The sequence below is a fragment of the Desulfovibrio piger genome, from assembly GCF_012843875.1.
GTDB lineage: Bacteria > Desulfobacterota > Desulfovibrionia > Desulfovibrionales > Desulfovibrionaceae > Desulfovibrio.
In genome coordinates this window covers 1-26,461 of sequence record NZ_JABAFY010000012.1, presented here as the reverse complement: position 1 = coordinate 26,461, position 26,461 = coordinate 1, and the positions used below count along the sequence as shown (strand labels likewise).

The 26,461-nt window shown below is 63.2% G+C and carries 18 protein-coding genes; 8 read left to right on the top strand and 10 right to left on the bottom strand.

Translation table 11 applies throughout. The features are described 5' to 3' along the window. Positions 1 to 109: 109 nt before the first annotated feature. Positions 110 to 1,225 (bottom strand): alanine racemase, encoded by a 1,116-nt coding sequence (locus HF854_RS04825; RefSeq protein ID WP_168935275.1) that lies wholly within the window; start codon positions 1,223 to 1,225, stop codon positions 110 to 112. Positions 1,226 to 1,248: 23 nt separating this feature from the next. Then, positions 1,249 to 2,319, bottom strand: coding sequence for a tRNA 2-selenouridine(34) synthase MnmH (gene mnmH / locus HF854_RS04820; protein ID WP_168935274.1), 1,071 nt, complete (start codon positions 2,317 to 2,319; stop codon positions 1,249 to 1,251). 167 nt (positions 2,320 to 2,486) lie between these two features. On the opposite strand from mnmH, the gene upp reads away from it, so the two are divergent. Both upp and HF854_RS04810 read left to right on the top strand, forming a co-directional pair. Further along, positions 2,487 to 3,113: a uracil phosphoribosyltransferase gene (gene upp, locus HF854_RS04815; RefSeq protein WP_168935273.1), complete on the top strand. Its 627-nt coding sequence runs from the start codon at positions 2,487 to 2,489 to the stop codon at positions 3,111 to 3,113. An 8-nt stretch (positions 3,114 to 3,121) separates the two neighbouring features. After that, positions 3,122 to 4,381: a uracil-xanthine permease family protein gene (locus HF854_RS04810; RefSeq protein WP_168935272.1), complete on the top strand. Its 1,260-nt coding sequence runs from the start codon at positions 3,122 to 3,124 to the stop codon at positions 4,379 to 4,381. Positions 4,382 to 4,728: 347 nt separating this feature from the next. Here the strand turns inward: HF854_RS04810 and HF854_RS04805 are convergent, their stop codons facing one another. Beyond that, positions 4,729 to 5,631 carry a DMT family transporter gene (locus HF854_RS04805; RefSeq protein ID WP_240937660.1) on the bottom strand — a complete coding sequence of 301 codons (903 nt, stop codon included), beginning with the start codon at positions 5,629 to 5,631 and terminating at the stop codon, positions 4,729 to 4,731. Between the two features lie 106 nt (positions 5,632 to 5,737). Continuing rightward, positions 5,738 to 6,733, bottom strand: coding sequence for a polysaccharide deacetylase family protein (locus tag HF854_RS04800; RefSeq protein WP_168935271.1), 996 nt, complete (start codon positions 6,731 to 6,733; stop codon positions 5,738 to 5,740). Positions 6,734 to 6,816: 83 nt separating this feature from the next. Between HF854_RS04800 and HF854_RS04795 the strand changes: the two genes are divergently transcribed. The 6 genes from HF854_RS04795 to HF854_RS04770 all read left to right on the top strand — a co-directional run bounded on the left by HF854_RS04795 (position 6,817) and on the right by HF854_RS04770 (position 13,872). After that, entirely contained in the window at positions 6,817 to 7,899 is a 1,083-nt protein-coding gene (locus tag HF854_RS04795) for a glycosyltransferase family 4 protein (RefSeq protein WP_168935270.1), read from the top strand. Then, on the top strand, positions 7,896 to 8,339 hold the full coding sequence (locus tag HF854_RS04790; RefSeq protein WP_168935269.1) for a hypothetical protein: 444 nt from the start codon (positions 7,896 to 7,898) through the stop codon (positions 8,337 to 8,339). Before HF854_RS04795 ends, HF854_RS04790 begins: the two co-directional genes overlap by 4 nt. Before the next feature lie 7 nt (positions 8,340 to 8,346). Next, a complete protein-coding gene (locus HF854_RS04785; RefSeq protein ID WP_168935268.1) occupies positions 8,347 to 9,507 on the top strand; it encodes a glycosyltransferase family 2 protein in 1,161 nt (386 codons plus the stop codon). 65 nt (positions 9,508 to 9,572) lie between these two features. Continuing rightward, positions 9,573 to 10,763 carry an ABC transporter permease gene (locus HF854_RS04780; RefSeq protein WP_168935267.1) on the top strand — a complete coding sequence of 397 codons (1,191 nt, stop codon included), beginning with the start codon at positions 9,573 to 9,575 and terminating at the stop codon, positions 10,761 to 10,763. A 7-nt stretch (positions 10,764 to 10,770) separates the two neighbouring features. After that, the gene (locus HF854_RS04775; RefSeq protein WP_168935266.1) at positions 10,771 to 12,720 is read left to right on the top strand and encodes an ATP-binding cassette domain-containing protein; all 1,950 of its coding nucleotides are present in this window, start codon (positions 10,771 to 10,773) and stop codon (positions 12,718 to 12,720) included. A 144-nt stretch (positions 12,721 to 12,864) separates the two neighbouring features. Next, positions 12,865 to 13,872: a GNAT family N-acetyltransferase gene (locus HF854_RS04770; RefSeq protein WP_168935265.1), complete on the top strand. Its 1,008-nt coding sequence runs from the start codon at positions 12,865 to 12,867 to the stop codon at positions 13,870 to 13,872. Between the two features lie 127 nt (positions 13,873 to 13,999). On the opposite strand, the gene glgP is transcribed toward HF854_RS04770, so the two are convergent. The 6 genes from glgP to HF854_RS04740 form a co-directional block, all read right to left on the bottom strand. Next, on the bottom strand, positions 14,000 to 18,247 hold the full coding sequence (gene glgP / locus HF854_RS04765) for an alpha-glucan family phosphorylase (protein WP_168935264.1): 4,248 nt from the start codon (positions 18,245 to 18,247) through the stop codon (positions 14,000 to 14,002). Positions 18,248 to 18,350: 103 nt separating this feature from the next. After that, positions 18,351 to 19,562 carry a glycoside hydrolase family 57 protein gene (locus HF854_RS04760; RefSeq protein ID WP_168935263.1) on the bottom strand — a complete coding sequence of 404 codons (1,212 nt, stop codon included), beginning with the start codon at positions 19,560 to 19,562 and terminating at the stop codon, positions 18,351 to 18,353. Between the two features lies 1 nt (position 19,563). After that, entirely contained in the window at positions 19,564 to 21,027 is a 1,464-nt protein-coding gene (locus tag HF854_RS04755; protein ID WP_168935262.1) for a glycosyltransferase, read from the bottom strand. Next, positions 21,027 to 23,075 carry an amylo-alpha-1,6-glucosidase gene (locus tag HF854_RS04750; RefSeq protein ID WP_168935261.1) on the bottom strand — a complete coding sequence of 683 codons (2,049 nt, stop codon included), beginning with the start codon at positions 23,073 to 23,075 and terminating at the stop codon, positions 21,027 to 21,029. Before HF854_RS04750 ends, HF854_RS04755 begins: the two co-directional genes overlap by 1 nt. A gap of 264 nt (positions 23,076 to 23,339) precedes the next feature. Next, positions 23,340 to 25,427 carry an HD domain-containing phosphohydrolase gene (locus HF854_RS04745; RefSeq protein WP_168935260.1) on the bottom strand — a complete coding sequence of 696 codons (2,088 nt, stop codon included), beginning with the start codon at positions 25,425 to 25,427 and terminating at the stop codon, positions 23,340 to 23,342. A 3-nt stretch (positions 25,428 to 25,430) separates the two neighbouring features. Further along, positions 25,431 to 26,141 (bottom strand): transglutaminase-like cysteine peptidase, encoded by a 711-nt coding sequence (locus HF854_RS04740; RefSeq protein WP_168935259.1) that lies wholly within the window; start codon positions 26,139 to 26,141, stop codon positions 25,431 to 25,433. Positions 26,142 to 26,461 lie beyond the last annotated feature (320 nt).

Sequence of the window (26,461 nt, the reverse complement as noted above, 5' to 3'; positions counted from 1 at the left end):
TGACGAGTAGGTTACACGAAGTCGCACAGAAGGCAAGCAGGGAAAAGCATTGGATTTTTGGCCGCACGAAAGGCAAATTGTGTTTCGTGCGGCCAAAAGATGCGGCTGTTTACCAGCCCCGGCAGCGTTCAAGGCGGCCGCTGATCCGTCCTTCACGCAGGACGGTATAACTGTCGAAGCAGGCGGCGGTGGCGCAGGCGTGGATGGGCAGGATGCGCAGCCGGCTGCCCGCAGGCAGGGCAGGGCAGGAAGGCCCGCTGACGATGCCGTGCTCCTGATTGGTCTCCGTGACGCGCAGGCCGGGGATCAGGTTCCCGGCTTCGTCGCAGACGAGCCCGTAGCCGAACTCTTCCCGCTTCCAGGGCAGGCCCGTATCACGGGAAAGGGCCATCCAGCCCGCGTCGATGATCAGGGCGCTGCCGTCGCTCTGGCGGCCGATGACCGTGGTCAGCACGGAAAGGGCCAGGTCTTCGGGGCGGCAGACGCCCAGACCGGCCATGACAAGATCCTGGAAGACATAGACACCGGCCCGGACTTCCGTGATGCCGGAAAAATCCTCACCGAAAAAGGCCGTGGGCGTGGAACCGACGCTGACCACAGGGCAGGGGAAGCCGGCTTCCCGCAGCAGCCGGGCCGCCGTATTGGCCGCGGCGCATTCCTGCACGGCCAGAGCGGCGATGGCTTCCGTGGTGGGCAGGTCGTAGGCAGAGCCCGCATGGGTCAAGACGCCGCGGACCTCCTGGCCGCCGTCCCGCAGCAGGGCGGCGATGGCCGTCAGGCGGGGATCGTCGGGGCGCAGTCCGGCCCGGTGTCCGTCGCAGTCTATCTCCAGCAGCACGGCCAGACGGCAGTCCCGCTGCCGGGCAAAGTCCACCAGCAGCCGGGCGCTTTCCTCATTGTCCAGCACCACGCTCAGGTCGATGCCGCGCCGGCGTAGTTCGGCCACGCGCTCCAGTTTGTTGGGAGCGATGCCGACGGCGTAACAGATGTCATGCACACCGCCTGCGGCGAAATATTCGGCTTCCGCCAGTGTGGAGACCGTGGCCGGGCCGGAGGGGCTTTCCATGCAGCGGCGGGCGATCTCGATATTCTTGCAGGTCTTGAGATGGGGCCGCAGGGAGACGCCGCGCTCATGCAGGCGGCGGGCCAGCCGGTCCATATTGGCTTGGAGCTTTTCGTCTTCCAGCAGCAGACAGGGCGTGGTCAGCGCAGCAAGTGTGGTCATCTGTTCCTCCTTGTCGGGAACCGTTACAGAGGTGTGGTGGCGGTGAACGTTTCCGGCGGCAGGTCCTGTTCCCATTGATGGAGCAGGCGGGCGGCCAGGGCCGGATCGTCGGTGGTACAGGTCAGCTCCTTGATGACGGGGGCCTGGCGGTTTTCTATCTGATGCGCGTAACAGCGGTCATAATAATGGAGCACCGCGCGGGCGGCATCGGCATAATTCCCTTCATCTATCCACAGCCTGCAGCGCTGGGTCAGCTCACTGCCCAGACGGCGCTGCAGACGCTCCAGGGCTGCCAGCAGGCCTTCCCGCATGTCCTGTCCGCCGTAATCGCGGACAAGATGGGCGACGCGTTCCTCATCCGGCAGGAAAACGCGGACCAGCGGACTGCGGCCCAGCTGGGCAAAAAATTCCTCACACATGGTCACATGGCCGATGTGGCGGCTTTCGTCCTCGAGCCAGACAGGCCGGGCAGGATAGCAGCGCCGCCATGCTTCATAGAGCTGGTTCTCGAACCATTCGTTGCCGGGCTGGTCTTCGGCCTGGCCCAGAGCGCCGAAGGCAGAGCCCTTGTGGTGGGCCAGGCCTTCCAGATCGATGACCTGCGAACCGAGGCGCTGCAGTTCCAGCAAAATGTCTGTCTTGCCGCAGCCCGTGTAGCCGCCCAGCACGAGGATGGGCCGAGGGCGCGCCAGCTCGCTGCGCACGAAGGTCCGGTAGCTTTTGTAGCCGCCTTCCAGCCTGTGCACGGTGAAGCCGCCCGTTTCCAGCAGCCAGCGCATGCTGTCGCTGCGCATGCCGCCCCGCCAGCAGTGGAGCAGGACCTCGCGCTTGCTGCCGCACAGATGGCGGGCGCGGGCCAGCAGGGCGGCCAGATGACCGCCCACCAGCTCCAGGGCCAGATGGACGGCGCCTTCGCGCCCGCTGCGGGCGTGGGCTGTCCCGACCTTGGCGCGTTCTTCGTCGGTGAACAGGGGCAGGTTGAGGGCACCGGGGATATGGGCAAAGGCGAACTCGCCGGGAGAGCGGACATCCAGCAGCGGGAGGCCCTGGTCCCGCATGGCCAGAAATGCGGCAACGTCCTGAACTGGGGGCATGACGATCCTCTAAAAAAGTAAAAAAAGTCTGTTATGGGTACGCCAAAGCCGGGACGCTGTAAACCGTGTCCCTTCCCGCAGATATCGCACGAGACCTTGACAGCGTACAGGGCGCAGCATAGCGTGGATTGCCCCGAACTTTTTTCATTTACAGCAAGGAGTTGGATATGGCAGTCCATGTAGTGGATCATCCCCTGGTGCGTCACAAGCTCGGCATCCTGCGCAAGGACAGTACGTCCACCAGTGAATTCCGCAGTGTTTCCAATGAGATTGCCCGTTTGCTCATCTACGAGGCCACCAAGGGCTTCACTACCGAGAAGCATACGGTGCAAGGCTGGGCAGGGCCCGTGGAAGTGGAGGCCATTTCCGGCAAGATGGTGACCATCGTCCCCATCCTGCGCGCCGGTCTGGGCCTCATGGACGGTGTGCTGGACATGATCCCCGGCGCCAAGATCAGCGTGGTGGGCCTGTACCGCAATGAGGAAACGCTGGAGCCCGTGGAATATTATGCCAAGCTGGCCCGCAATATCGAAAGCCGCCTGGCCATCATCCTGGACCCCATGCTGGCCACGGGCGGTTCGCTCATCGCCACCATCGACATCCTCAAGAAACGCGGCTGCAAGCACATCTGCAGCCTCAACCTGGTCTGCGCGCCCGAAGGCATCGCCAAAGTCCAGGAAAAGCATCCTGATGTGGAGATCTACACCGCTTCGGTGGACTCGCACCTGAACGAGAACGGCTATATCATCCCCGGCCTGGGCGATGCCGGTGACCGCATCTTCGGCACCAAGTAGGAGACCGCATGGCGGAACAGCTCAACACCGGAGGCGGGGAGTTCGATCCCTGCCGTTACAGGCTGCGTCTGCGTGACTGCCTGCTGGGTGCGCAGATGCTTTTCGTGGCTTTCGGCGCGCTGGTGCTTGTCCCCTTGCTGACAGGACTCAACAGCAATGTTGCCCTGTTCACCGCCGGTGTGGGCACGCTGCTGTTCCAGCTCATCACGCGGGGCAAGGTGCCCATCTTCCTCGCATCTTCCTTTGCCTTCATCGCGCCCATCATCTATGGCGTGGAGACCTGGGGCATGCCCCGCACCATGGGGGCCCTGGTCTTTTCCGGCCTGCTCTATGTGCTCATCAGCCTGGTCATCCGCTGGCGCGGCATGGGGCTCATCCTGCGTCTGCTGCCGCCCATCGTGACCGGCCCGGTGATCATGGTCATCGGTCTCGTGCTGGCGCCTACGGCCGTCAAGATGGCCCTGGGACAGAGCGGCCCGGCCATGCCCCAGACAACGGCCATGAGCATCTCCATGGTCTCGCTGGCCGTGACCGTGGCCGTCTCCCTGCTGGGGCGCGGCATGCTGCGTCTGGTGCCCATCCTCTGCGGCATCGCCGCTGGTCTGGTGATGGCGGAGATCATGGGCGTGACCAGCTGGGAGGCCGTGAGCAAAAGCCCCTGGCTGGCCCTGCCGGCCTTCAGCCTGCCGGAATTCGCATGGGAGCCGCTGCTCTTCATCATCCCGGTGACCTTGGCCCCTGCCATCGAGCACTTTGGCGACATCATCGCCATCAGTTCCGTCACGGGCAAGGATTATCTGCGTGATCCCGGTGTGAAGAACACCATGCTGGGGGACGGGGTGGCCACCATGGCCGCCTGTCTGCTGGGCGGGCCGCCCAACACCACCTATTCCGAGGTGACCGGCGCCGTGACCCTGACCCGGGCCTTCAATCCCGCGGTCATGACCTGGGCCGCCCTGTGCGCCATCCTGCTCTCCATGGTCGCCAAGGTGGGGGCGTTCCTCAGCTGCATCCCCGCGCCCGTCATGGGCGGGATCATGATCCTGCTGTTCGGGGCCATCATGGTGGTGGGCCTGAACACGCTGGTGCGTGCCGGGCAGGATCTGCTGCGGCCCCGCAACATGGTCATCGTGCCCCTGATCATCATTTTTGGCGTGGGCGGGATGCAGGTCAGCATCGGCGGTTTCAAGCTGGCCGGTATCGGTCTGGCGGCCATCACCGGTGTGGTCCTCAACCTGCTTTTGCCGCAGGATGATCCGCAGGGATAAAAAAGCCCTGAAAGAGAAAAACGATGCGCAGGATGGCGTGATGCCATCCTGCGCATTTTTTGTGCGGTTTCTCCGGTCGATGCTCAAAGGGGCAGGCAGAAAACCCTCTGCCATGAGAGTGTTGGGGAGGGCATCTTCGCTGCCGTTGGCGAGCCTCGTTCCATCATGGCCGATGGAGCTCCTTTGCTCTTCCGGGGCAGACTTTTGGAGCAGGGACGCCGACCGCCACGGATAGGACCGTTGGCAACGCCGGTCGCCACGTGTCCTTTTTGGGCGGTTCCCGGGCTGTCAGTTTGTGGCATCCTGTGGGCCGTTACCGCCGTTTTGTGCAGCAGGCCACTGACCGCCTAGGAGGCGGCCCGGCTCTTGTCCATGTTCAGCCAGAAGACGGCGGCCAGCACCAGGGCGCTCCCGGCCCAGCCCAGCGGGCTGAAAAACTCATCCCAGAACAGCCAGACCCAGATGGTGCTGAGGATGGGCTCCAGGTAGCAGAGCACGGCCGTACGGACCAGCCCCAGACGCTTGAGGGCCTGGGCGTAGCAAAAGAAGGCGAAATAGCCGGTGAAGCCGCCCAGGATCAGCAGCCAGCCCCAGGTGGAGAGGCTGTGGTCGAGGCTGACAGGCGTGAGGCAGAAGATGACCGCCGCGCCGCCCAGCTGCATGAAGGCATAGAGGGTGGCCGGGGTATAGCGGTCCTGCCACCAGCGGCAGAAGGGGTAGTGGGAGGCGTAGCACACGCTGATGAGCAGGCCGCAGGCGATGCCTGTCCACGATGTCTGCCCCGGCAGGCTGCCGCCGGATAAGCAGACCATGCCCGTACCGGCCAGGGCCAGAGCGATGATGCCGCACTGGCGGGTGGTGATGGGTTCATGGAACAGAAAGCGGGAGAACATGGCGACCCAGACCGGCGCCGTATAGAGCAGCACCACGGCCATGGCCGCGCCGCTGAGCTTGATGGCGTACAACGTGGCCGTGTAGAAGACGCCCACGGCCCAGAAGCCGAAAACGGTGAACAGGGCCGCGTGGCGTAGCGGGATGCGGATCTGCCTGCTCAGTGTCGCGTGGGTGATGAAGCAGGCGGCGCCGATGGCGGCACGCCAGAAGGCCGTTTCGAGCGGGCTGACACCGGCGGCCAGACAGTTTTTGGAGATCAGGCCGATGACCGACCAGGCAAAGACGGTCAGCAGGATCAGGATCAGGCCGTGACGGCGGGCGGAAGGGGAGACGGGAGAAGGCAGGGACGCGGCCATGAGTGTCATTCCTCGGTCAGATGGAGCCATGAAAAAAACGCTGTGTCGGTCCACAGCGTCTGGAAAAACGGGACAGGCTAGGAGCCTGTCCCGTTCGGTTTGCGTTTTACCAGTCGCCCTGGCCTGCCGGGCGGGCAGGGAAGGTGCCCGCAGGCAGTTCTGCCAGCTGGCTGGCGGTGCAGCCCTGGACCGGGAAGGTCTCCCGAAGCCAGGACAGGAAGGCATGGATGCGTTCCAGAACGGCGTCCGCGGCCTTCTGGTCAGGCACATGCGGGGAACCGCCGGGCAGCATCTCGGAAGAGTGCCAGAACAGGCTCAGCACCTGTCCGCCCCGCCGGCGGTGCAACCGTGCGGCCCAGCGCATGATCCGGGGCGCATGCCAGAACGGATTGGGACTGAGGACGCCCCAGAAATGGAACTTGTCCCGCGAGGCGGCAGGGCAGGCCCGGTACCAGAGCTGGGCAAACGTGGGATGCAGAGGGATCTGCGTGATGGGTGCCTCCAGCAGGGGAGCTCCCTGCCAGCCTTCCACCCAGTAGGGATCCGCCGGGGCAAGAAAGTGGTCCGGTCCGCCCGGGAAATGGCGCAGGGGGCAGACGGAGCTGTCCACCTTGATGCCTGCCTCGGAAAGCAGGGGACGCACGCAGTCCTTGAGGTCCCAGCGGCCCATGCGGAAGCTGGTCAGGGGAGCGCCCTGGAATTCCCGCCCGGCATCCAGCAGCGTGGCCAGACGCTGGCGCAGCAGGTCGCGCGGCAGTTTGTCCGTGCGTGTGGGCTGGCCTTCGTGGGGGGGATCCAGCGGAGAGGCCGGCGGCGTGCTCCAATGGTGGAGATGGGCCCCGATCTCCGCGCCGTAATGGTCGCGCATCTGTTTCAGCACACGACAGGCCCCGGCATCGGCAAAGACCGTATGGGCACAGAACAGCGTCAGCGGGAAGCCCAGATCCCTGCTCAGCGGCGCGAGCCTGGGCAGGAGGGAAACGTTGGAAACGCCACAACCGCTGGTGGCATAATGGCCGGAAAACAGGCCTTCTTCTTCGACATCGAGACTGACGACCACCCGCAGGGGGCTGTCGGATGTATGGGGATGGGGGTTACTCATAAAAAGACGATACGCCCAAGGCGCGCGCAAGGCAATGCGGCTACGGACTTGCAAATTTGCCCGGAATACATGAGGATGCACCCATGTCTGATAAAATACATGTGCTCTTCGTCATGGAAGATCTCTGTTTTGGCGGTACCCAGCGCCAGATGGTCGAGCTGGCCTGCCGTCTGGACAGGACGCGCTTCCATGTCTCCATGCTGGTCCTTACGGGCAGGACCGACCTTGATGCACAGGTCGAACAGGCCGGTATCCGCGTGGAATATCTGGGGCGCAGCCGCAAGGTGAATCCCTTTTTCTTTGCGCTCATGCCGGCGGCCCTCAAACGCCTGGCACCTGATGTCCTCGTCCCCTGCACGGCTCTGCCCAACATCTGGGGCCGTCTCTGGGGACGGCTGCTGGGTATCCCCATCGTGGGCACGGTGCGTGGCGGTGGAGCGCCGCGCAGGCAGCATGAGCGTTTTCTCTGGCGTCTGACGGACCACATGGTCTGTAATTCCGAGGCGCTCGCTGATGTCCTTTCCGGCCTGGGCGTCCCGGCCGCACGGCTGACCTATGTGCCCAACGGGGTGGACACGGAGCGTTTCGCGCCTGCGCAGCCCGCGCCTTCGGAGCGTCCGCCGCTCATCCTCTGTGTGGCGCGTCTGGCCGAAGACAAAGATCATCTGACCCTGCTGAAAGGCTTCGCTCTTCTGCGTGAACGGCATCCCGGCGTCCGCCTGCGTCTTGTGGGCGACGGCCCGCGGGAAAAGGAGCTCAAGGCCTGGGTCGCGGAGCATCTGCCGGACGGGGGCGTGGAATTCTGCCCCGGCTCCCCGGATGTGCGCGCCCATTACGCGGCCGCCCGCATCTTTGCGCTGACTTCCGTGCGTGAAGGCCAGCCTAATGTGATCCTGGAAGCCATGGCAGCCGGTCTGCCCGTATGCGCCACGGAGACCGGTGGCATCCCCCGGCTCGTGACCCGGGGGGAGATCGGTCTGCTCTCCCCGGTGGGGGACAGTGCCGCCTTTGCCGACAACTGTGCCGCGCTGCTGGCGGATCCCGCGCAGGGCGACAGGTTCGGCAGGGCCGGACGGCAGCGGGTGGAACGGAGTTTTTCGTTTGACGCCATGGTGGCGGCGCATGAAGGCATCTTTATGCGTCTGGCGGCACGGGAGCGGGCATGAAGCGTCTTTGGGCCTGTCTTTGCCTATGCTGCTGCCTGTGCGCAGCCCCGCTCTGGAGCTTTGCCGCCGCACCTGCGGGAAATACCGGGACCTATGAAGTGACGGAACTCTGGACAGGCGATGTCCTGACAGCCAGTTTCCGTATGGGCATGTGTTTTGCCGCCGACGGCAAATTACGCGGTGTCGTCCTGCTCCGTTCCTCCAACGGCCAGGTCGATGTCTATCATGTTTATGGTTCCGTGCAGAACAACACGTTTTCTGCCACCCATGGTTCAGGGCACAAGATCACCGGGCGCTTCCTGCCCGGCGATGATGTCGAGGTCAAGATCCGTCTGGGGAACGGCATGCGCTTCACGACAGTGGCCAGGCGTTTCCGGGATGTCCCGCTGATGGACGACTGTGCGCCCCTGCCTGAAACATCAACGCATCAACAGGATTGAGGTCGTTATGGGGACTACCTTCTTTGTTCTGGCGCTGTTGCAGTGTGCCCTGCTTTTTTTCCTGTCCCGGGTGGGCAGCAGGCTTGACCGCGAAGAACGCAAGCCCGCTCCTCAGCGGACGCACTGGCCCCGTACCGGTCTGATCGTGCCTGCCGGGGGGAACCACCCGCGTATGCGGGAGGCCCTGGAGAGCCTGCTCAAGCAGGATTACCCCGCCCTGTACCCCGTGATCGTCACGGCCACCGCTGACGAACCGGCAGCCGGTATCGCGCGAGAGCTGCAGGCCCGCTATCCGCAGCTGCGGCATGTGGTGGCCGGTTTCGCCAAGGGCTGTGGCCAGAAGAACCATAACAGCCTCAAGGGCGTGGAAGCCGTGGAGGACGAGGTCGAGCTGCTGGCCTTTTGCGACAGCACGCACATCGCTCCCCGTGATTTCATCCGCCGTCTGGTGGCCCCTGTGGTGGACGGCGAGGATTTCAGCACCGGCTATCACAAGGTCGTGGCGCGGGATACGGGCATCGTCACCATGGCCTATGCCCTGTGTGTCCAGCTGATGCGCTATCTGCAGGGCATCTCGAGCTTCACCCAGCTGTGGGGTGGCGCCATGTGCTTCCGTTTGTCGGCGTTCCGCCGTTACGGCGTGCGCGAGTTCTGGATGTCCAATGTGGTGGACGACTGCTCCCTGGCTGACCGGCTCATCCATCTGGGGGCCCGCATCCGTCTGAGTGGAGACGCCGTTTTGATGACCGAGGCCCGGGAACATGACCTGGGGGTCTGGCATCATTGGATGGACCGTCAGATCCTGTTCCTCAAGTTCTGTATTCCCTACCAGTGGGTCCTGCTGGGCGTGCTGGCCTGCCTTATGCTGCTGCCCGTGCTTTGGGCCGTGTTGGCCGTGCTGGGCGTGCTGCTGGGCAAGCTTTCCTTCGGCTGGCTTGTGGGCGTGCTGGTCTATGCCGCGGCCCTGGCGCTGGTGCTGCGCGGCTGGGCCCATTTTCAGGAAGCCGTTTTTCCTGTCTGGCGCTGGATGGTCGCTTTTTGCGCCAGCGCCTGCATGTTCGTCTGGGTTTATCTGGGTACCATCCTCGCGGAAGGCGTCCTGTGGCAGGGCATCTGGTATGAGGTCGGCCGTCAGGGCCGTGTCATCAGGATGCGCCGCCAGAAGTAGGGCATTTCTGCCGCCGGTACCTCTTAGCTATCTACAATCAGGATGCAAGTCCTTATGGTGACAGCATGATTGCAATGTCGGACCTTTTTCGCGTGAGCTTGCGACAGGTCGTCCGCCAGCGTGGTTTTGGCGTGATACTGTCCATCGCTCTGGGCATCATGGCCTTTATCGCCCTGTCCGTACTGGGACAGGAGATCCGCTACAAAGTGGGTCAGGACATGGTGCTCATGGGCGGGGTGAACATCATCCGTGTCTACATGGATGATGCGCAATACCCCGGCCAGCCACGACGCGATTTCTCTCCCCGCACGGTGGAAGCGCTGCGCAAGATCCCCGGTGTGGGCATGATCAGTGAAAATGTGCGTCAGGGGATAACGTTCAGTTTGCGTGCCAGCGGGGAACGGACGCTGGGGGTCCATTTCATCGGTGTGGACCAGTATTTTGCCACGACCTATTCCCTGGAGCTCGTGGCCGGCCGGATGATGTCCGAGGAAGACGTGCGCGGCCATCGGCGCATCTGTATGCTGGGCCGTGAGGCCGCCACGAATCTGTACGGAGACCCCGCCCAGGCTGTGGGCAAGCTGCTTTTCCTGGGCAAGGACGTCGTCGAGGTCGTGGGCGTGGTGACCGGCGTCATGCTGGGTGAGTGGAACCAAGGCGGCTTTTTGCCGACCACGGTCATGGAGGACAGAAACTGGGGCTCCGGCAAGATCACCCGCCTGTTCGTCCGTGCCATCGGCTGGGAAGACGTGGCCCCGGTGGTGCGCCAGATCCCCTCTGTGGTCCGGGCCAACCAGGACGCGCCGTATCTGGTCATCGCCACGCAGGATGACCAGCTCGACCGCATCAAGACGACCTTCATGTGGGTCGAGGCCCTGCTCTGGCTGGGTATCGTGGCCTCCCTTATGCTGGGCGGCTTCGGCATCTGGTACGGGACCTTTGCGGCTGTGCGTGCCCGCACGCGCGAAGTGGGCCTGAAAAAGGCCATGGGCGGTTCGGACAAGGATATCCTGGCCCAGTTCCTGGCCGAGGCCCTGTGCAAGTCCGTGGCCGGTGGCCTGCTGGGCATCCTGGTGGGTACCCTTAGTGTCGAGATAGGGGCCTGGTCTCTGGGTACCTCCATCTCGTATCCGCTGCTCGCGGCCAGCAGTGCCGGCAGTATTCTTTTCTCCGCCATCATTGGGGTGGCCGGCGGCCTGTATCCTGCCATTCAGGCCAGTCGCATGGATGTCGTTTCCGCCTTGCGTTTCGAGTAGGTGAACTATGGCGCCGGTTATCATTGCCAAAGATCTGTACAAGTGCTACGCGGGCTTCTCGCCTGTTTTGCGTGGCGTCAACATCGAGGTGGAAGCGGGGGAACTCGTGGCCATCATGGGCCCGTCCGGGTGCGGCAAGTCGACCATGCTGCACGTGCTGGGCATGCTGCATGCGCCCGATTCCGGCACGCTGGAGATCCTGGGGACCAATGTCCTGGAATTCAACCGGGAGCAGACCGCTGCTTTCCGGCGGGGCAACATGGGCTTCGTCATGCAGTCGAGCAATATGTTCGACCACTCCACCGTGTTCGAGAATGTGGAATTCCCCCTCATCTATGAAAACGTGCCCCCCGCGGAACGCTGGGAGCGTGTCATCCGTGCCTTGGAGCTGGTGCGGCTCTCCGCCCGCGTCCATTACCGCAGCAACCGCCTTTCCGGTGGTGAGCAGCAGCGTGTGGCCATTGCCCGCGCCATGGTGAACAATCCCCGCATCCTGCTGGCGGACGAACCCACCGGGGCCCTTGATGCCCGTACCAGCCGTGTGGTCATGGACAACTTCCGCACCCTTTGCCACAAGGGCGGGGTCGCCATGATCATGGTGACCCACGACCCCAAGATGGCCGAGTTCTGCGACAGCGTCTACACGCTGGAAGACGGCATCTTGGTCTGCAAAAAGCACGAGCCCGTGCCTGTCAGCCCGGATCAGCAGCAGAACCTGCTGGCGGCCCCCACGCCCATCCTTCGTGGGGCCCTGGTGGCGGAAAAATTCCCTGAAGCTTCGGGCCGCTGCCTGATGGAAGAGGCCCACCGCATGCATGCGGCCGGTCTGCTTTCCCGCATCTACGCCATCGAGGGGGCCAGCTTCCTCAACAGCGATTCGCAGGGCTATGCCCTGCCGCTGCCGGTGCGGCACATCAGCTCGTGGCGCTTCTTCTCCGTCATGCGCATGCTGTTCTCGCACTTGCGCGGCACCTCCACCACTGCCTGGGAACTGTGGAAGTCCATCCCCTCCGGGAAGGGGAGCTTTTTCCACAATCTCTGGCTCATGGGGTGCGGGGCGCTGCTGGCCCGCTGGTGCCTGGAAGAAAAGATCGAGTTCGTGTACGCCTCGGGCGCCCATGCTCCGGCCTCCGCGGCCTGGGTGGCGGCCCGCATGCTGCAGATCCCCTTTGCCTTTGCCGTGCGTACGGCGGACCTTGCCTCACCGGCCAAGGACTGGCTGGTGAAGGCCGAACAGTCTGCCTTCGTGCGCTGCGATACGGAGGCAACGCGCAAGGCTGTCTGCGAGCTGCTGCCCTCCGTGGATCCGCGGCGCATCGTGCTCCTGCGTGATGCCCTGACCCTGACCCCGCCGGACGAAGACGTCTCCATGCCGCCGTCCAATGTGCCGGAGCCCTTGCAGCTGCTGGCCGTGGGGACCATGACCAGCCGCAAGGGCTACGATACCCTGCTGCAGGCCTGCCTGGCCCTGCAGAAGGCCGGAGTCGACTTCCGGCTGACTTTGGTGGGCACGGGCCCCTGGCGTCTGCGTTTACGGTTGCTTGCCTGGCGTCTTGGCCTGCGCAAGCTCGTCTCCTTCCCCGGTCAGCTGCCGCACGAGGCCATGACCGATCTGTACCGCCGTGCGGACATCTTCATCGCTCCCGGTCATATGACCCGGGGCGGCGATATGGACGGGTTGCCGTCGGCCCTGACCGAAGCCATGGCCTTTGGTGTGGCCGTGGTGGTGAGCGATCTTCCCGGCCAGCTGGAGGTTGTCCAGAACGGCCGCAACGGTATCGTCGTACCGCAGAATGACGTCACGGCCCTGTCCCAGACCTTGCTGGATCTGTCCGCCAGTGCGGAAAAGCGCCGCCATCTGGGGGCGGAAGCCTGGAAGCGTATCCGGGAAGTGCTGGACGAAGAGGCCACGGAAGCACGGCTGACCTCGCTGTTCAAGGCGGCCTGCCACCGCTGAGAGCGTGCTTTTTCCTTTTGACATGGAAACGGCCGGTCCTGTTACGGATCGGCCGTTTTGCCATATCCTGCTGCCAGGACGACAGGGCGGCAGCATTGCTCCGGGAGCCCAAGGTCGACCTTGCCCGGAGCCGCAGAGAACGGCATGGAACTGGAATATATCACGGAAGAAGAGTCTCCCTGGCGGCCTGAGCTGTGCCGCATCTGGGAGCAGAGCGTCGATCTGGCCGCACAGCCGGATCCTTTTTGTTGTGCTCCTGTCTGGCAGTTGTCCGCGCACAGGGCTTTCGCGCCGGGGCGTCGTGTCCTGGCGCAACACACGGAGGACAGTGTCCTTGTTTTGGCGGAAGCCTTCCTGTCTTCAGGGCAGCCGCTCCTAACATCGCTGGAGGCCCATTGGCTCTTCGGCTGTCCCCTGCTGGGGCCGGATGCGATCGGGCTGCTGGCTGAGGCGCTGGCCGTCATGTCACATGGTTACGGGCATCTTCCGGCGCTGCTTCTGGGAGGGATAGTGCCGGGGAGCAGGAGGGCCCGGGAGCTGTATGCCTGCTGTGAGTCCCTGTTCACCATTTATCTGGCCGGGGAGTGCATCCAGGCCGGGGCCTCGCTGGAAGGCGGACTGGACGGCTTTTTGAGCCGCCGTTCCGCCAATCTGCGCAGCAAGTGGCGCAAATCTTTCCGCAGGGCCGCCGACAGGGGCGTCACGTTCGAACGCTCCTGTCCCACCGATACGGCCGGGGCCGATGCCGTCTATGCCCGGATGCTGGCCGTGGAGCAGCGCAGCTGGAAGGGCGTGGGGCATTGCGGCATGACGGAATCCCCGGCCCGGGAATTCTATGCCGACATGATCCGCCGTCTTGCCGCGCAGGGCACGGCGCGCGTCATGTTCGCCCGGCATGAAGGCCAGGACATCGGTTTCATTTTCGGCGGGATGCTGGGGCCATGTTACCGCGGGCAGCAATTCAGCTATGATGCCGCCTGGAAGGATCTTTCCATCGGCAACCTTTTGCAGGTGGAGCAGATACGCTGGCTGTGCGAGGAAGGGGCTGTCCGCTACGATATGGGCACGGCCTCCGGGGAGCCCATGGCCTACAAGTTGCACTGGACGGAAGCGCATCCGACTTCGCAGACGTGGTTTTTGCAGCCGCGTTAGGAGGATGCGGCCGCGGGCGTGGGTATTTCACAGGGAAAATACCGATGGTGTTTTCCTGCCCGCAAGAAGAGGAAAGGGGATGCCGCAAGCGGCATCCCCCTTTTTGTCATGGTTGGGCCATGGAGTCCTAGCCCCACAAAACGAGGCGCGTCTCCAGAGGCGAGGACAGGCCTTCGGTGCAGGGCATGACGCGCACACCGTACACATGGATCCCGCTGCGGGAAGGCGTGTAGGTGCAGACAAAGGTCATGGTCCCGTCCACCCCTTCGCTCTCCGGCTGCATCTCCACCACATCGGGCGTTTCCGTAAAAGTGGAGCCGTCGCCGGGACCGGCCACCAGCTGGACCAGCAGCTCGTCGAGCTTCATGCTGCCGGGATGCACGGTCACGGCCACATGCAGGGACTGGCCGTCCAGCAGGCTGTCTTCCTTGATGCCTTCGATGCGGATGGTATCCATCTGCACGGAGCCGAAGCGCACGTTGACGTCCTGCTTCCATTGGCTCAGATGGCGGGCCAGGGCGTAGTGGTTGCTGCGGATCTCCTGATGGCTGGTGGCCGCCGGGATGTAGTAGTCGCTAAGGTAATCGCGCAGCATGCGGTGCGAGCTGTACTGGGCGATGAGCGTCTGCATGGCCTTGCGGACGCGCAGCAGCCAGTTGTGGGGCCGGTTGTCCGCATCGCGCTCGAAGTACAGCGGGATCACCTTGTCTTCCAGCAGGGAATACAGGGAGGCCGCATCGTCATAGTCGCTCTGTTCGGGGCCTAGGCTGCCTTTGGCCACCAGGGGGCCGATGGTCCAGCCGTTGGTGCCGTTGTAGCCTTCGCACCACCAGCCGTCGGCCACGCTGAGATTGAGGCCGCCGTTGACCGCCACTTTCTGGCCGCTGGTGCCGCAGGCCTCGTAGGGGCGGCGGGGATTGTTGAGCCAGACATCGCAGCCCTGCACCATCAGGCGGGAGATCGCCAGGCTGTAATCCTCGATAAAGAAGATCTTGCCGAAGAAACGGGGCGACAGCATGTGCTGGAAGAGTTCCCGGATCAGGCCGATGCCCTGGCCATCGGCAGGATGGGCCTTGCCGGCAAAGACGAATATGACGGGCTGGCCGCTCTTTTCCAGGATACGGGCCAGACGGTCCACATCGGCAAAGAGCAGGGTCGCACGTTTGTACGGTGCAAAGCGGCGGGCAAAGCCGATCACCAGGGTCTCGGGGGTCAGCCGGGACGTCATCTCCTGCTGCTTTTCGTAGGGGATGGCGAATTTTTTGAAGAACTCCGGCAGGCTGGAGCGGATGGTTTCCAGCAGGTGCTTTTTCTGGGTCTGGCGGGCCGTCCAGAGGTCGGCATCGGGGATGTCCGCGATGCAGGTCCATTTCTGGTCGTCGGGCGTCAGTTCCTGCCAGCCTTCGCCCAGGTGCTTTTGCAGCAGGGGACGCATGGCCGGACCGGCGTAGGAGGGCACATGGATGCCGTTGGTCACGGAGAAAATGGGGATCTCCGCCACCGGGACCCCCTGCCAGCCTTCCTGCCACATATGGCGGGAGACCACACCGTGCAGGGCGCTGACGCCGTTGGCCTTCATGGAATACTTGAGGGCCAGGACGGTCATCTCGAAGACGTTGCGCTCGCTGCCTTCGAAGCGGCCCATATTGACCAGGGTCTGCCAGCTGATGCCCACGGTCTGGATGTAGGGCTTGAAATAGGCCTCCATGCTTTCCAGCGAGAAACGCTCGTTGCCGGCATCCACGGGCGTATGGGTCGTGAACAGGGTGCTGCCGCGCACCACTTCGCCCGCCTCTTCGAAGGACAGGCCATTCTCCTGCATGAGCAGGCGGATGCGTTCGAAGATGAGGAAGGCCGAATGCCCTTCGTTCATATGATAGGCGGCGGGGCGGATGTCCAGGGCGCGCAGCATGCTCACGCCGCCCCGGCCCAGCAGGATCTCCTGCCGCAGGCGGATATCGCGGTCGGCTTCATACAGGCGGGCCGTGATCTTGCGGTCCTCCGCCGTATTGGAGGGCAGGTTGGTGTCCAGCAGGTAGAGGTTGATCCGTCCCACGCGCACCAGCCAGATCTGGACGTGCAGGCGGCGGCCCGGCATCTGCAGGTAGATCTCGCGGGGTTTGCCGTCCTGATCCTTGACCTGCTCTATGGGCAGGGTGGCGAAATCGTTTTCGGGATAGACTGGGGTCTGGTCGCCGTTCTTGTCGATGATCTGGCGGAAGTAGCCGTTCTTGTACAGCAGGCCCACGGCCACCAGCGGGATGTTCAGGTCACTGGCGGATTTCAGGTGGTCGCCGGAAAGGACGCCCAGACCGCCGGAGTAGATGGGCAGGCATTCGCTCAGGCCGTATTCTGTGGAGAAATAGGCCAGAGGCTGCTGCGGGGTCAGGGGGCCGAAGCTTTGCGGCGCCTCGGTCATGTAGGCATCGAAGGCCGCCATGGTCTGGTTGTACAGCCGCAGGTAGCTCTGCTCGTGGGCCACGATGATCAGCCGTGCCCGGGTGGCTTTTTCCAGCGTGGCGATGGGATTGTGGTTGCTGCGTTCCCATTCTTCTTCGTTGAGGGCCGAGAAGAGATAGTGGCATTCGGGGTGCCAGCTCCACCAGAGGTTGTGGGCCAGCTCACGCAGGCGGCCGATGGCCGGGGGCAGTGAGGTCAGGGCCGTGAAGCTGTGCAGGTTGGGCGTGGTGGACATGGTGGCCGCCAGCACACGGGTCAGGGTCGTGCTGCCGCCGGCGGGCTGCGAGCTGCGCTGGCGTGCCTTGTCCAGGGCCAGACCGTAGGCCTGCACATAGTAGGGGAAAAACTGCTCCCAGGAGCAGCCTTCGGCCACATGGCGCACCATGTGCCGGTGTTCCTGCATCTGCTCTTCGGGCAGGGAGGCATACTGCAGGAGCACGTCGCGCAGGCTGGCCGCGGTCTCGTCATACGAGGTCTGGCGGCGGCAGATGATGGTCACGCCGTTCTTATCGCGCTGGCTGGAGCGCACCCACATGCCGAAGCCGGAAAGGTCTGTGGTGACCGTGGGCACGGCATGGGCGGCGCTTTCCTGCGGGGTATAGCCCCAGGGCTCGTACCAGGAGGGGAATACGCCCAGATCGCAGGCGGCCAGCACCTCTTCATAGCGCATGTTCAGGAAGCCGTCCTTGCCGTCGAGCAGGGCAGGATCGAAGATGACCTGCACGTGGTTCTCCGGCCTGTTGTCCAGGCCCAGGCGATGGCAGGCATTGAGGATGGGATCGTTGGGCTGGTTGTAGACGTGATGGCTGCTGATCCAGAAGCCGCCCTGGCCGGGGAGTTTGGCCGGGTCGCCGCTGACTGCGTCGGCATTGACCCCGCTGTGTCCGCCCATGACCGCGCACAGGGCCAGCACATTGGACTGGGACTGGCTGAGGGCCGTATTGACCATGCCGAGGGCGTCAAGGAACACGTCGATGCCCTTGTTGTGATACTCATAACGGCCGGACACGAGGAAGACGCGGGTATCCTCGGGCAGGCGGCGGCGCAACAGACGGCCGGCGGCCTCCAGCAACCGCTGCCGGGAAGCTGCGGCCAGGCTCCTGTCCCGGCTGTAGTCGGGGATGACGCGCAAGTCCAGACCGTTGAGGGTCAGCACATCGGGGGTACGCCCCAGAAAGACGCCCGCCTCGTCGGCCGTGATGCGGCTGACGGTGGTGAAGCAGTCGGCTTCGCGTGCCGAGGCCGTCTCCATGGAGCATTTGGCCGTGATATTGTAGGCCCCGGCCTCATGCTTGGGGTTGATCTGGTGCATCTGCTTGTAGATGTCGAAGCCGGAACCGGCCATGGAGCGCCCCAGCATGGTGGCGTGCGTGGTGAAGACCGTGCCCACATAGGGGGCGTTGGTCTTGAGATAGAGCAGGCCGCCGCCGCACATCCATTCGTGGAAGTGGGCCAGGGCCGGGCCGTCGGCAGGGATGTGCAGCGCCTTGCAGGCGGCTTCGATCACTTCGCCGCAGGCCGTGCTGAACATGACCGGTTCCACATAGTCCCAGCCGCCGGAGATGGAGTCCACGCCGTAGCGGTTCCAGAGCGAGAACAGCAGCTGGCTCTGGTCGTAACGGTCACGGTACCCGACCAGGATGACTTTGGGGCGGCCGGGGATGTTCCAGCGGCCGAAGCGGCAGCTCAGGTTGCGCCGGTCGGTCTCCTGGCGCAGCTCCTGCCAGCAGGGCTCGTCGGTCTCTTCAAAGTCGGGGTTGTTGCCCAGGTCGGGCCCCAGAAGAAAATAATTTTCTCCAAAGGCAGCCAGGGCTTCCAGGATCTTGCTGCTGACGACGGCATAGATGCCGCCGACCTTGTTGCAGACCTCCCAGCTGACTTCGAAGAGGGTCGCGTTTGACAGATCTTGTGACATTGAGACGGATCTCCTTGCATTCATGAAAGCCCCCGGAGAGGTCTGTCCGGGCCATGCCTTCGCGCAGGGCATGATCCGTCAGGCAGGCCGTGCCGGGAGTGCGCTAACTGCGGGACGCTCCGGCAGTGGGCAGGGGGGCATCCAGGGTCAGGCCGAAGTCGGCCAGTACGTTCATGTAGTTGATGTAGGCATCATAGGGGGTGTCGTACGGATTGAAATAGCTGTGCACGTCGCCGTCGGCGAACCACTTGGTGCACATATAGTAAAAATGGTCGGATGTCTGCAGGCGTCGCCAGGTGCGCAGCAGATCTTCGTTGCCGCTGGCCTTCACCTTTTCTTCCAGACGGTAGACAGCCGTGATGGCATCCTGCTGCATGTCATTGCCCAGCCAGGCGGTCAGGTCGCGTTCGGCGTCGGCCCAGGACATGAAATTGTGCACGTCGAGACTGGCCACGGGCTGGAACATGGCCGCCGCTTCGGTGGGCGTCACGAAACTGAAGCCCGGCAGGGAAAGCAGGACGTCCGGCAGGGCCTCCATGAACTGGAAGATGCCCGTGGATTCCCACTGGTGCTCGCCAAAGGTCTCGTAGTCCATGAACAGGTTGATGATGTCCCCTGCGGCCCCGGAGGCCTGGGCCCAGCTGGCGAATTTTTCCGCCGTCAGCGGGAATTCCGGCCATTCGTGGTTGGAGAAGCGGAAGGCGATGTCGTCGGAAAGGCGGTAGTTCTTGAGCAGCAGGCGCAGAGAGTCGCACCCCGAAGGCCTGTAGACGAAGTTGGGGCTGCGCCAGCCCAGCACATGGTCGGCGCCTTCCGCCAGGATGGCCTTGTAGCCCATTTCCTCCACGGTACGGGCCAGGGCGTTGTTGTAGATGAGCTCGGTATTGCGGAACGAGGTGGGCCGCACTCCGAACAGCTCTTCGATGCGGTCATCGTGCAGGCGGACCTGCTCCCGGAACTCGTCAGGCGAGTAGAGGAAGGCCAGCGAGTGGTTGTAGGTCTCGGAAAGCAGCTCCACGCAGCCGGTGGCCACCAGCTCCCGGTAGCTCTGGATGACTTCCGGGGCGTAGGTCTCGAACTGGTCTAGGGCCGTGCCGGAGATGGAGAAACTCACCTTGAACTGCCCCTCATGGCGCCGGATGAGCTTGAGCAGCAGGGCGTTCATGGGCAGATAGCATTTGCGCGCCACCTTGAGGAGGATGCCGCAGTTGGCGTTCTCGTCCTCGTACCAGGAATTGGCGCCGATATCGAAGAAGGTGTAGTGGCGCAGGCGGTACGGCTGATGTACCTGAAAATAGAAACAGATGGCGGACATGCTATCTCCTCCCCGCAACAAGCTGGTCGTAGATGGCGCGCAGCTTGGTGGCGGCATTCTCCCAGCGGATGTTCTTCAGTTCTTCACGGCAATTGCGGACTTCCTCGGCGGCCAGCAGGGGATAGGCCAGCAGGGCGCAGATCTTGTTGGCCATTTCCCGCACATCCCAGAAGTCGACCTTGATGGCGTTGCGTACCACTTCCGCCACGCCGGACTGGCGCGAGATGAGGACGGGGACGTCGTAGGCCATGGCTTCCAGCGGCGCGATGCCGAAGGGCTCGGAAACGCTGGGCATGACGTAAAGGTCGCTCATGGCGTACATGCGGTCTACTTCGCCGTTGCGCAAAAAGCCCGTGAAATGGAATCTGTCCCCGATGCGCAGGTGGGCCACACGGCGCACCATGTTGGGCAGCATGTCGCCGCTGCCGGCCATGATGAAACGCGTGTGGGGCAGACGGTCCAGTACCAGCTTGGCGGCTTCGACAAAATAGTCGGGGCCCTTCTGGTAGGTGACGCGGCCCATGAACAGGACCCGCTTCTCATGACGGCAGCGTTCGGGGATGACCACGCTCTTGTGGATGTCATTGCGGGAGACGGCGTTGTGGACCACGGAGATCTTGTCCTCGGGGATGCCGTACTGCGCCATGACTTCCTGCTTGGTGTAGTGGCTCACGGCCACGACGCGGTCGGCGGCCTCCATGCCTGCCTTTTCGATGTCGGCCACGGTCTGGTTGAGGTTGTCGCCGCTGCGGTCATGCTCCAGGGCATGGATATGGGCCACCAGCGGTTTGCCCGTCAGCTGCTTGACCAGCATCCCCGCCGGATAGGTCATCCAGTCATGGACGTGGATGACGTCGAATTCCAGGCGTCCGGCGATGACGGCCGCGGCGCAGGCATAACGGTAGACCTCGCTCATGAGGTCTTCGCCGTAACCGCCGTGCAGCGTCAGGGTCTCGCACTGTTCCCGGCTCTCTGCGATCTCGCGCAGAAGGTGCTCCCGCTCCGGGCCTTCATGCTGCAAGACGGTCCGCAGGGTCGGGTCGGCCAGACGTTTTTCGGAAAGCAGACGCTGGAGCTCCCGGTGCTCTTTCAGATAGCTGCCGCTGTTCAGATAGGGGCGCAGCGGCGAGTCGATATATTCCAGATGCAGCTTTTCGCGCCAGATCTCTTCGATCTCGTCCCGGAAGCCGGGGACGAGCTCCGTGTACTGGCGGTCATGCCATATCTCGCGCACGTCTTCTTCGCGCCGGAGGCGGGCGCTGCGGGTGCAGACCCGGGTGCCCGAGGCGGAAAACATGGTCAGGCCGTCCTGCAGATGGACGGGGCGGTCACTTTCGGCACGGGGCAGGACAAAGAAGATCTCCGTGCCTTTCTTGGCTAGTGCCGTGGCCATGCCCTGGCAGGCCGTGCCCAGCCCGCCGCTCTTGAAGGGGGGAAATTCCCAGCCGAACATGAGGACGCGCATTACCTGTCTCCTTGCAGCAGGGCGTTTTCCCACTGCGCATAGGCCTGGGGAGCCACCTTTCCCAGCCTGTTCAGCAGGCGCAGGCATTCGGCCACGCTCCAGGCTTGGGCGATGCTGCCGTTGGGCAGATGCGGCGGGTCTCCGTCGAATATCTCGGAGATGCTCCCGATACCGGCGCCGCCCAGATGGCTGCCGAAGAGGGGCGTCAGGGTATGCAGCAGGTCGCGCGCGGCGCCTTCCTCATCCCAGGCCGCCCGCAGCAGGGCATCGCCGTAAGCGCCCAGAAGCCAGGGCCAGACCGTGCCCTGATGGTAGGCTTTGTCACGCTCTCCGGGCCCGCCTTCATAAAGGGAGCAGTACTCGTTGGCGCTGGGGGCCAGCGTGCGCAGCCCGCAGGGGGTCAGCAGGCACTGGCGCACGCGCGAGACCACGGAGGCGTAATTGTCTTCTTCGAGGATGGGGAAGGGTAGGGAAACGGCGAACAGCTGGTTGGGCCGCACACGGAAATCCCGCTCGCCATCCCGCCAGACGTCGGCCAGATAGTCGCCCCGGTAATCTTTGATCCAGTGCCGGTGGACGAAAACGGCGCGCATGCGGTCCCGCTGGTCGACGGAATCCTGCCAGTGAGGTTCGTCGAAGCGCCGTGCCAGATGGTCGGCAAAGGCCAGGGCATTGTACCACAGGGCGCTGATCTCCACCGGCTGGCCGTGCCGCGGCGTGACGGGCCTGCCGTCGACCACGGCGTCCATCCAGGTGAGCTGGGTCTGTTCGTCGCCCACGTCAAGGAAACCTTCCTCGTCGGCATGGACGAACGGAACCTGTCCTCCGGCATAGGCCCGGAGGATCTCCTTGATGGCGGGCCAGCAGTGTTCTTTCACAAAGCCCATGCGTTGCGGATCGACCTGGAGCAGCATCTGCACGGCCCAGACATACCAGAGGGAAGCGTCCACAGAGTTGTAGGCATGACGGCCGTCGGCGGAAAAAACGTTGGGGATGAGGCCGTCACGCACGGCGGCGCCCATGTTGGCAAGGATCTGTTCGCCCAGAGCCTGGCGACCGGCAAAAAACGTCAGGCCGGGCAGGGCGATCATGGTGTCGCGCCCCCAGGAGCCGAACCAGTGGTACCCGGCCACGATGCTGTCGATCCGGCCGGTCGTGCTGCCGGGCGTGGTGATGAGGAAACGTTTGCCTTCCCGGGCCAGATGCTTTTGCAGGCTGTCCGTCTCGGCTTCTTCCTCGATCCGGCGCTGGCTCTCTTCCTGCCACAGACGTTCGAAGTCATGCCGGCTGTGTTCCTTTTGCAGGCTCTCCGTGGAGACGGTGAGATAGACGGCATGACCGGGAGCCAGGTCCACTTCGAAAATCCCTGGCATGAACAGGTCTTCCTGGAAGGGAAAGCCCCGCTCCTGCTCCACAAGATACTCGATGTTGTAGTACCAGTCCTGGGCCGTCTGCCAGGAGGCTGGGCCGTCCATCTGCAAAAAAAGTTCGGGTAGCTGGGGATCCGGGCGCACGGAAGCTCCGTACAGGGTCGGGGAGACGCTGCTGTCGATGGCTTTGTCGGCGCGGATGACCGTATGCATGCTGCGGCAGGCCAGCAGGGGCTTGATGCGCAGGCGCAGGGGCGGGGTCTCGGGACTGGCGATACTGGCCTTGTAGCGTATGAGGAGAACGTGCCGTCCCGGCAGCAGCATGAGCTCGCGGGTCAACGTCACGTCACCGAAACGATAGCGGAAGGAAGGCCAGAGCCCGGCAGAGGCAGCCTGCATGTATTCATGCCCGCGCGGGAAGTACACGCCCGGATGCTTGCGGCAGGAGAAGAAGAACTCTTTGCCTGCCATGAGCAGGGATTCCTCAAGGGTGGAGAGCATCACATGGCGGCCTGCGGGCCGGGCCAGCTCGGTGACGAACAGGCCGTGGTATTTGCGCGTATTGCAGCATACCAGCGAGCTGGAGGCATAGTCGCCAAGACCGTTGGTCTCCAGCCACTCCTTGCGGAGGGCCTTGCGCAGGTTCTGGCAGGCGGGACGGTCAAACTGGAATTTCATGTATCCTCCTCAACCGGAAAGGATGGACATATCCGCGGAGACCGTGGAGAGGGGCGGGCCGCTGCATCCGCGAAAGTGCAGGGCAGGGAAAGGCAAAGCGGCGTCTTTCCGGGGCTGACGGCCGCTTCATGTTTGGTTTCAATATACGTCAGCTCTTGCGGGGATGTCAAAACAGCTTTTCGGGAAAAAGGATACGCACGCTTCCGGCAGAGAGTATGACAAGGGGACGGCGTTTCACGTCGTCCCCTTGGGTGATCTTTCTGGCTAGGCCTGGGAAGAGTCGTCCTCTCCGGCCAGGGCAGCGCGCAGGTCCTCTGCGGGGATCTCCCGCAATGCCAGCACGATGGCGGGGTCGAAGGCCGGGCTGGACGACAGGATGTCCAGGGCCTGGCTGATGGGCATCCCCTGTCTGTAGGCCCGGTCGCTGACCATGGAGCAGAAGGCGTTGACCACGGCCAGCAGGCGGGCATGGGGATTGATCTGATCGCCCTTCAGGGCCCGCGGACCGCTGCCGTCGAATTTTTCGTTCATGTCGTGCAGGGCTTCGGGAACAGGCAGCCCGAAGTTGATCCCGTACAGGACGCGGAAGGCATACTCCGAAGACTGCAGTACGGCCTGCTGCTCCTCGGGCGTGAGCTTGCCGCTTTTGCGCAGCAGGTGGTGCGGTACGAAGATCTTGCCGATCTGCGAAAGCTGGGAAGCCATGCGCAGGGTCAGGACAGCCGTATTGTCCAGCTCCATATGCCGGGCCAGCAGCTCCGCCACATGCCGCATCTTCCGGGTATGGCCCACCAGGTTGGGGTCCACATATTCCACGGCGCACACCAGGGCTTCCATAAGATGGTGCTGGCGTTCCTGGGCTTTCTGGGCCTGCCGGCGGAAGCGGGTGATATCCTTGAAGATGGCCACGACGCTTTCGGGAAGGGGAGCTTCCTTGGCGGCGTCCTGCTCCTGCCTGTCCAGAAAAACATAGAGGGAGACCCTGTAAAGATGTTCCTTGCCGTCAGTACCGGGCAGGGCCAGCTCCACGCCGTCGAAGGACGGTTCCTTGATCTTGCGTTCGATGCCTGCCTGCAATTTGTCGGCGTCCTCCTGGGGGAAGAGATCCCTGGGGGACTTGCCGGCCAGTTCCTCTTGCGGGATGCCGCCGCAGATCTTGGCAAATTCGGGGTTGAAGATGCGGACGCCGTCCGTGGCACTGAACAGGACCAGCCCCAGGCGCATGGAATCATTGACGCTGTCCAGCACTTGCTTCTGGTCGCGGATGACCGTATACAGGGCCTTGAAGTAGGCGGCCGAAGCCCGGTGGGCCCGCCCCACCAGGCAGGAGACCCCGAAGGCCAGCAGCAGGCCGATCCCCAGGCTGGTCAGCAGGCCGACGGCATAGATCTGCATGGATTTGTGGAGGATCTCCCGGTCGATGTCCACGGCGGGCAGGGAGGCCACCAGCATCAGCGTATTGGGCAGCGAGGAGATGAAGGCCAGGGAATAGACGTCATCTCCTCCGGCCATGGCAGGACGCTTTTTGAAATCCAGCGAATGGGCGCCGGCCACGCCTGCACGGAGGGGGAGCTGTTGCAGGGCGTCCTCCCGCAGCAGGAAGACACTGCTCCTGTCCGGGAAAAGATCCACCAGCCTGAGCTGGCTTTCCTTGTCCTGGAGGATGTTCGTCAGGGCCGCGTCCATGGGGAAGCACAGGAGCAGGCAGCCGACGACACGGGGCCTGTCCTTGCCGCTGATCTCGAACAGGGGGGCACCGGCCTGCAGGGCGAAACGGTCCCCATGCTTGTGGATGGCGCCAAAGGAAAGCGTCCTCGATGTGACGGCCTGCCGGACGAGAAGATCGTCGTCGTGATTGTCGGCAGCGTCAGAGGCGCTGTCCACGATCTTGCGGCCATCGGGCAGGAACATGCAGATGCGGTCAAGATCGTTCTGGTAGGCGATGTCCGCCAGCAGTTGCTGCATGTATTCGCGCTGGTCCAGCAAGGAAAGCTGGTCGCTGTCGGATCCGGGAGCGGCGGTGCGGGAACTCTTGTCCAGCAGATCGGAGGGCAGGGCGGCCATGTCCGAGGCGAACAGGCGGACGCTCTCCGAAAGGGCCAGCGTTTTGGTCTGTTCCAGCATGGTCCGCCGCCAGTCTTGCAGGCGGATCTGCATGGTATCGATCTTGGACAGGAGGAAGCGGTTTTTGTCCGCCAGGATGGCCTGGGTGCTCCGGTCGACCTGCAGGGAACACAGGGCATAGGAGAGCAGCAGGACCAGCACGAAAAGCACGAGGCTGATACTGATGCTCAGCCGTTTGCTCATGAAGTGATGCGGCTTGGCAGGGAAGTCGGGGTCGGGAGTGTTCATGGGCTACTCGTTTGTTTTTTTGCCTCGCATGTGGGCCCAGCGTGACTTCTCGTTGAACGAGAACTGCGGGACATAATGTCGCAGGCGCCCCTGGGGCAGGATGGCATTGCTGATGTTGTCCAGGATGACGATGTCATTGTCCATGTAGACGGCCAGAACGGCATGGGACAGGCGGCGCAGGGTATCGCGCAGGACGACGATACGCAGTTTGTCCGTATCCATGCCCAGCTCTTTGAGCGTGAAATATTTGACGATGGCGTAATCTTCGCAGTCGCCAGATTTTTTGAGGAACAGGTTGGGCCAGACCCAGTAGTCGGCCTTGCCCCAGTTGGTGATATCCTCACGGTAAGGAAAGCGGTTCCAGAACGTGTTGACATAGCGCAGCAGTCCCATGCCGCTCTTGCCCTGGGCTCCCTGTTTGAAGGAGTCCCAGGTGGCGGTCCGGGTGAAAACCTTGCCGCTGACGAAGATGAGCTCCAGCTCGTTCATGCGGCGGACCTCAGCCCAGGCGGGCAGGCTGTCGAGAGGGCGCCGGAACTCCACGGTCCCGAACAGGGGGATGGAGGCGGCCTGTGCCGGGAGGAAGCTGAACAGACCGGCCAGAAAAATAATAAGGCAGACGGTGATGCATGCGATCCGCTGCGGGCGTATGACCGGAGACCGGAGGGGAGACCGGGCCGGGCAGGATACGGGAACAGAGCGCACAGGAAGCATGGAAAAACCGCCGGAAGGCTGATGTCTGGGAATATGGGGATGCGTTTTTGTACTGCGGGGGACGATCCTTGTCGAGAGATACCGGGAAGGCTCTTTTGCCGGCAAAAGAGCAAGGATTTTATTTTTTAGGAGTCATGTATTAAAATTGCTATATAATATTTTATAGAAGATTTTATGGTAAAATTGAGATGCGGGATCACTCGCGAAATCAGCGCGTTATAATTTTTTTTAGAGATTTTCATAAGAGCGTGTTTGGAAACTCATTTATCAATAATGAAACGTTTCAGCAGTATGCTTGCCATGGCTATTTGAATCATGGA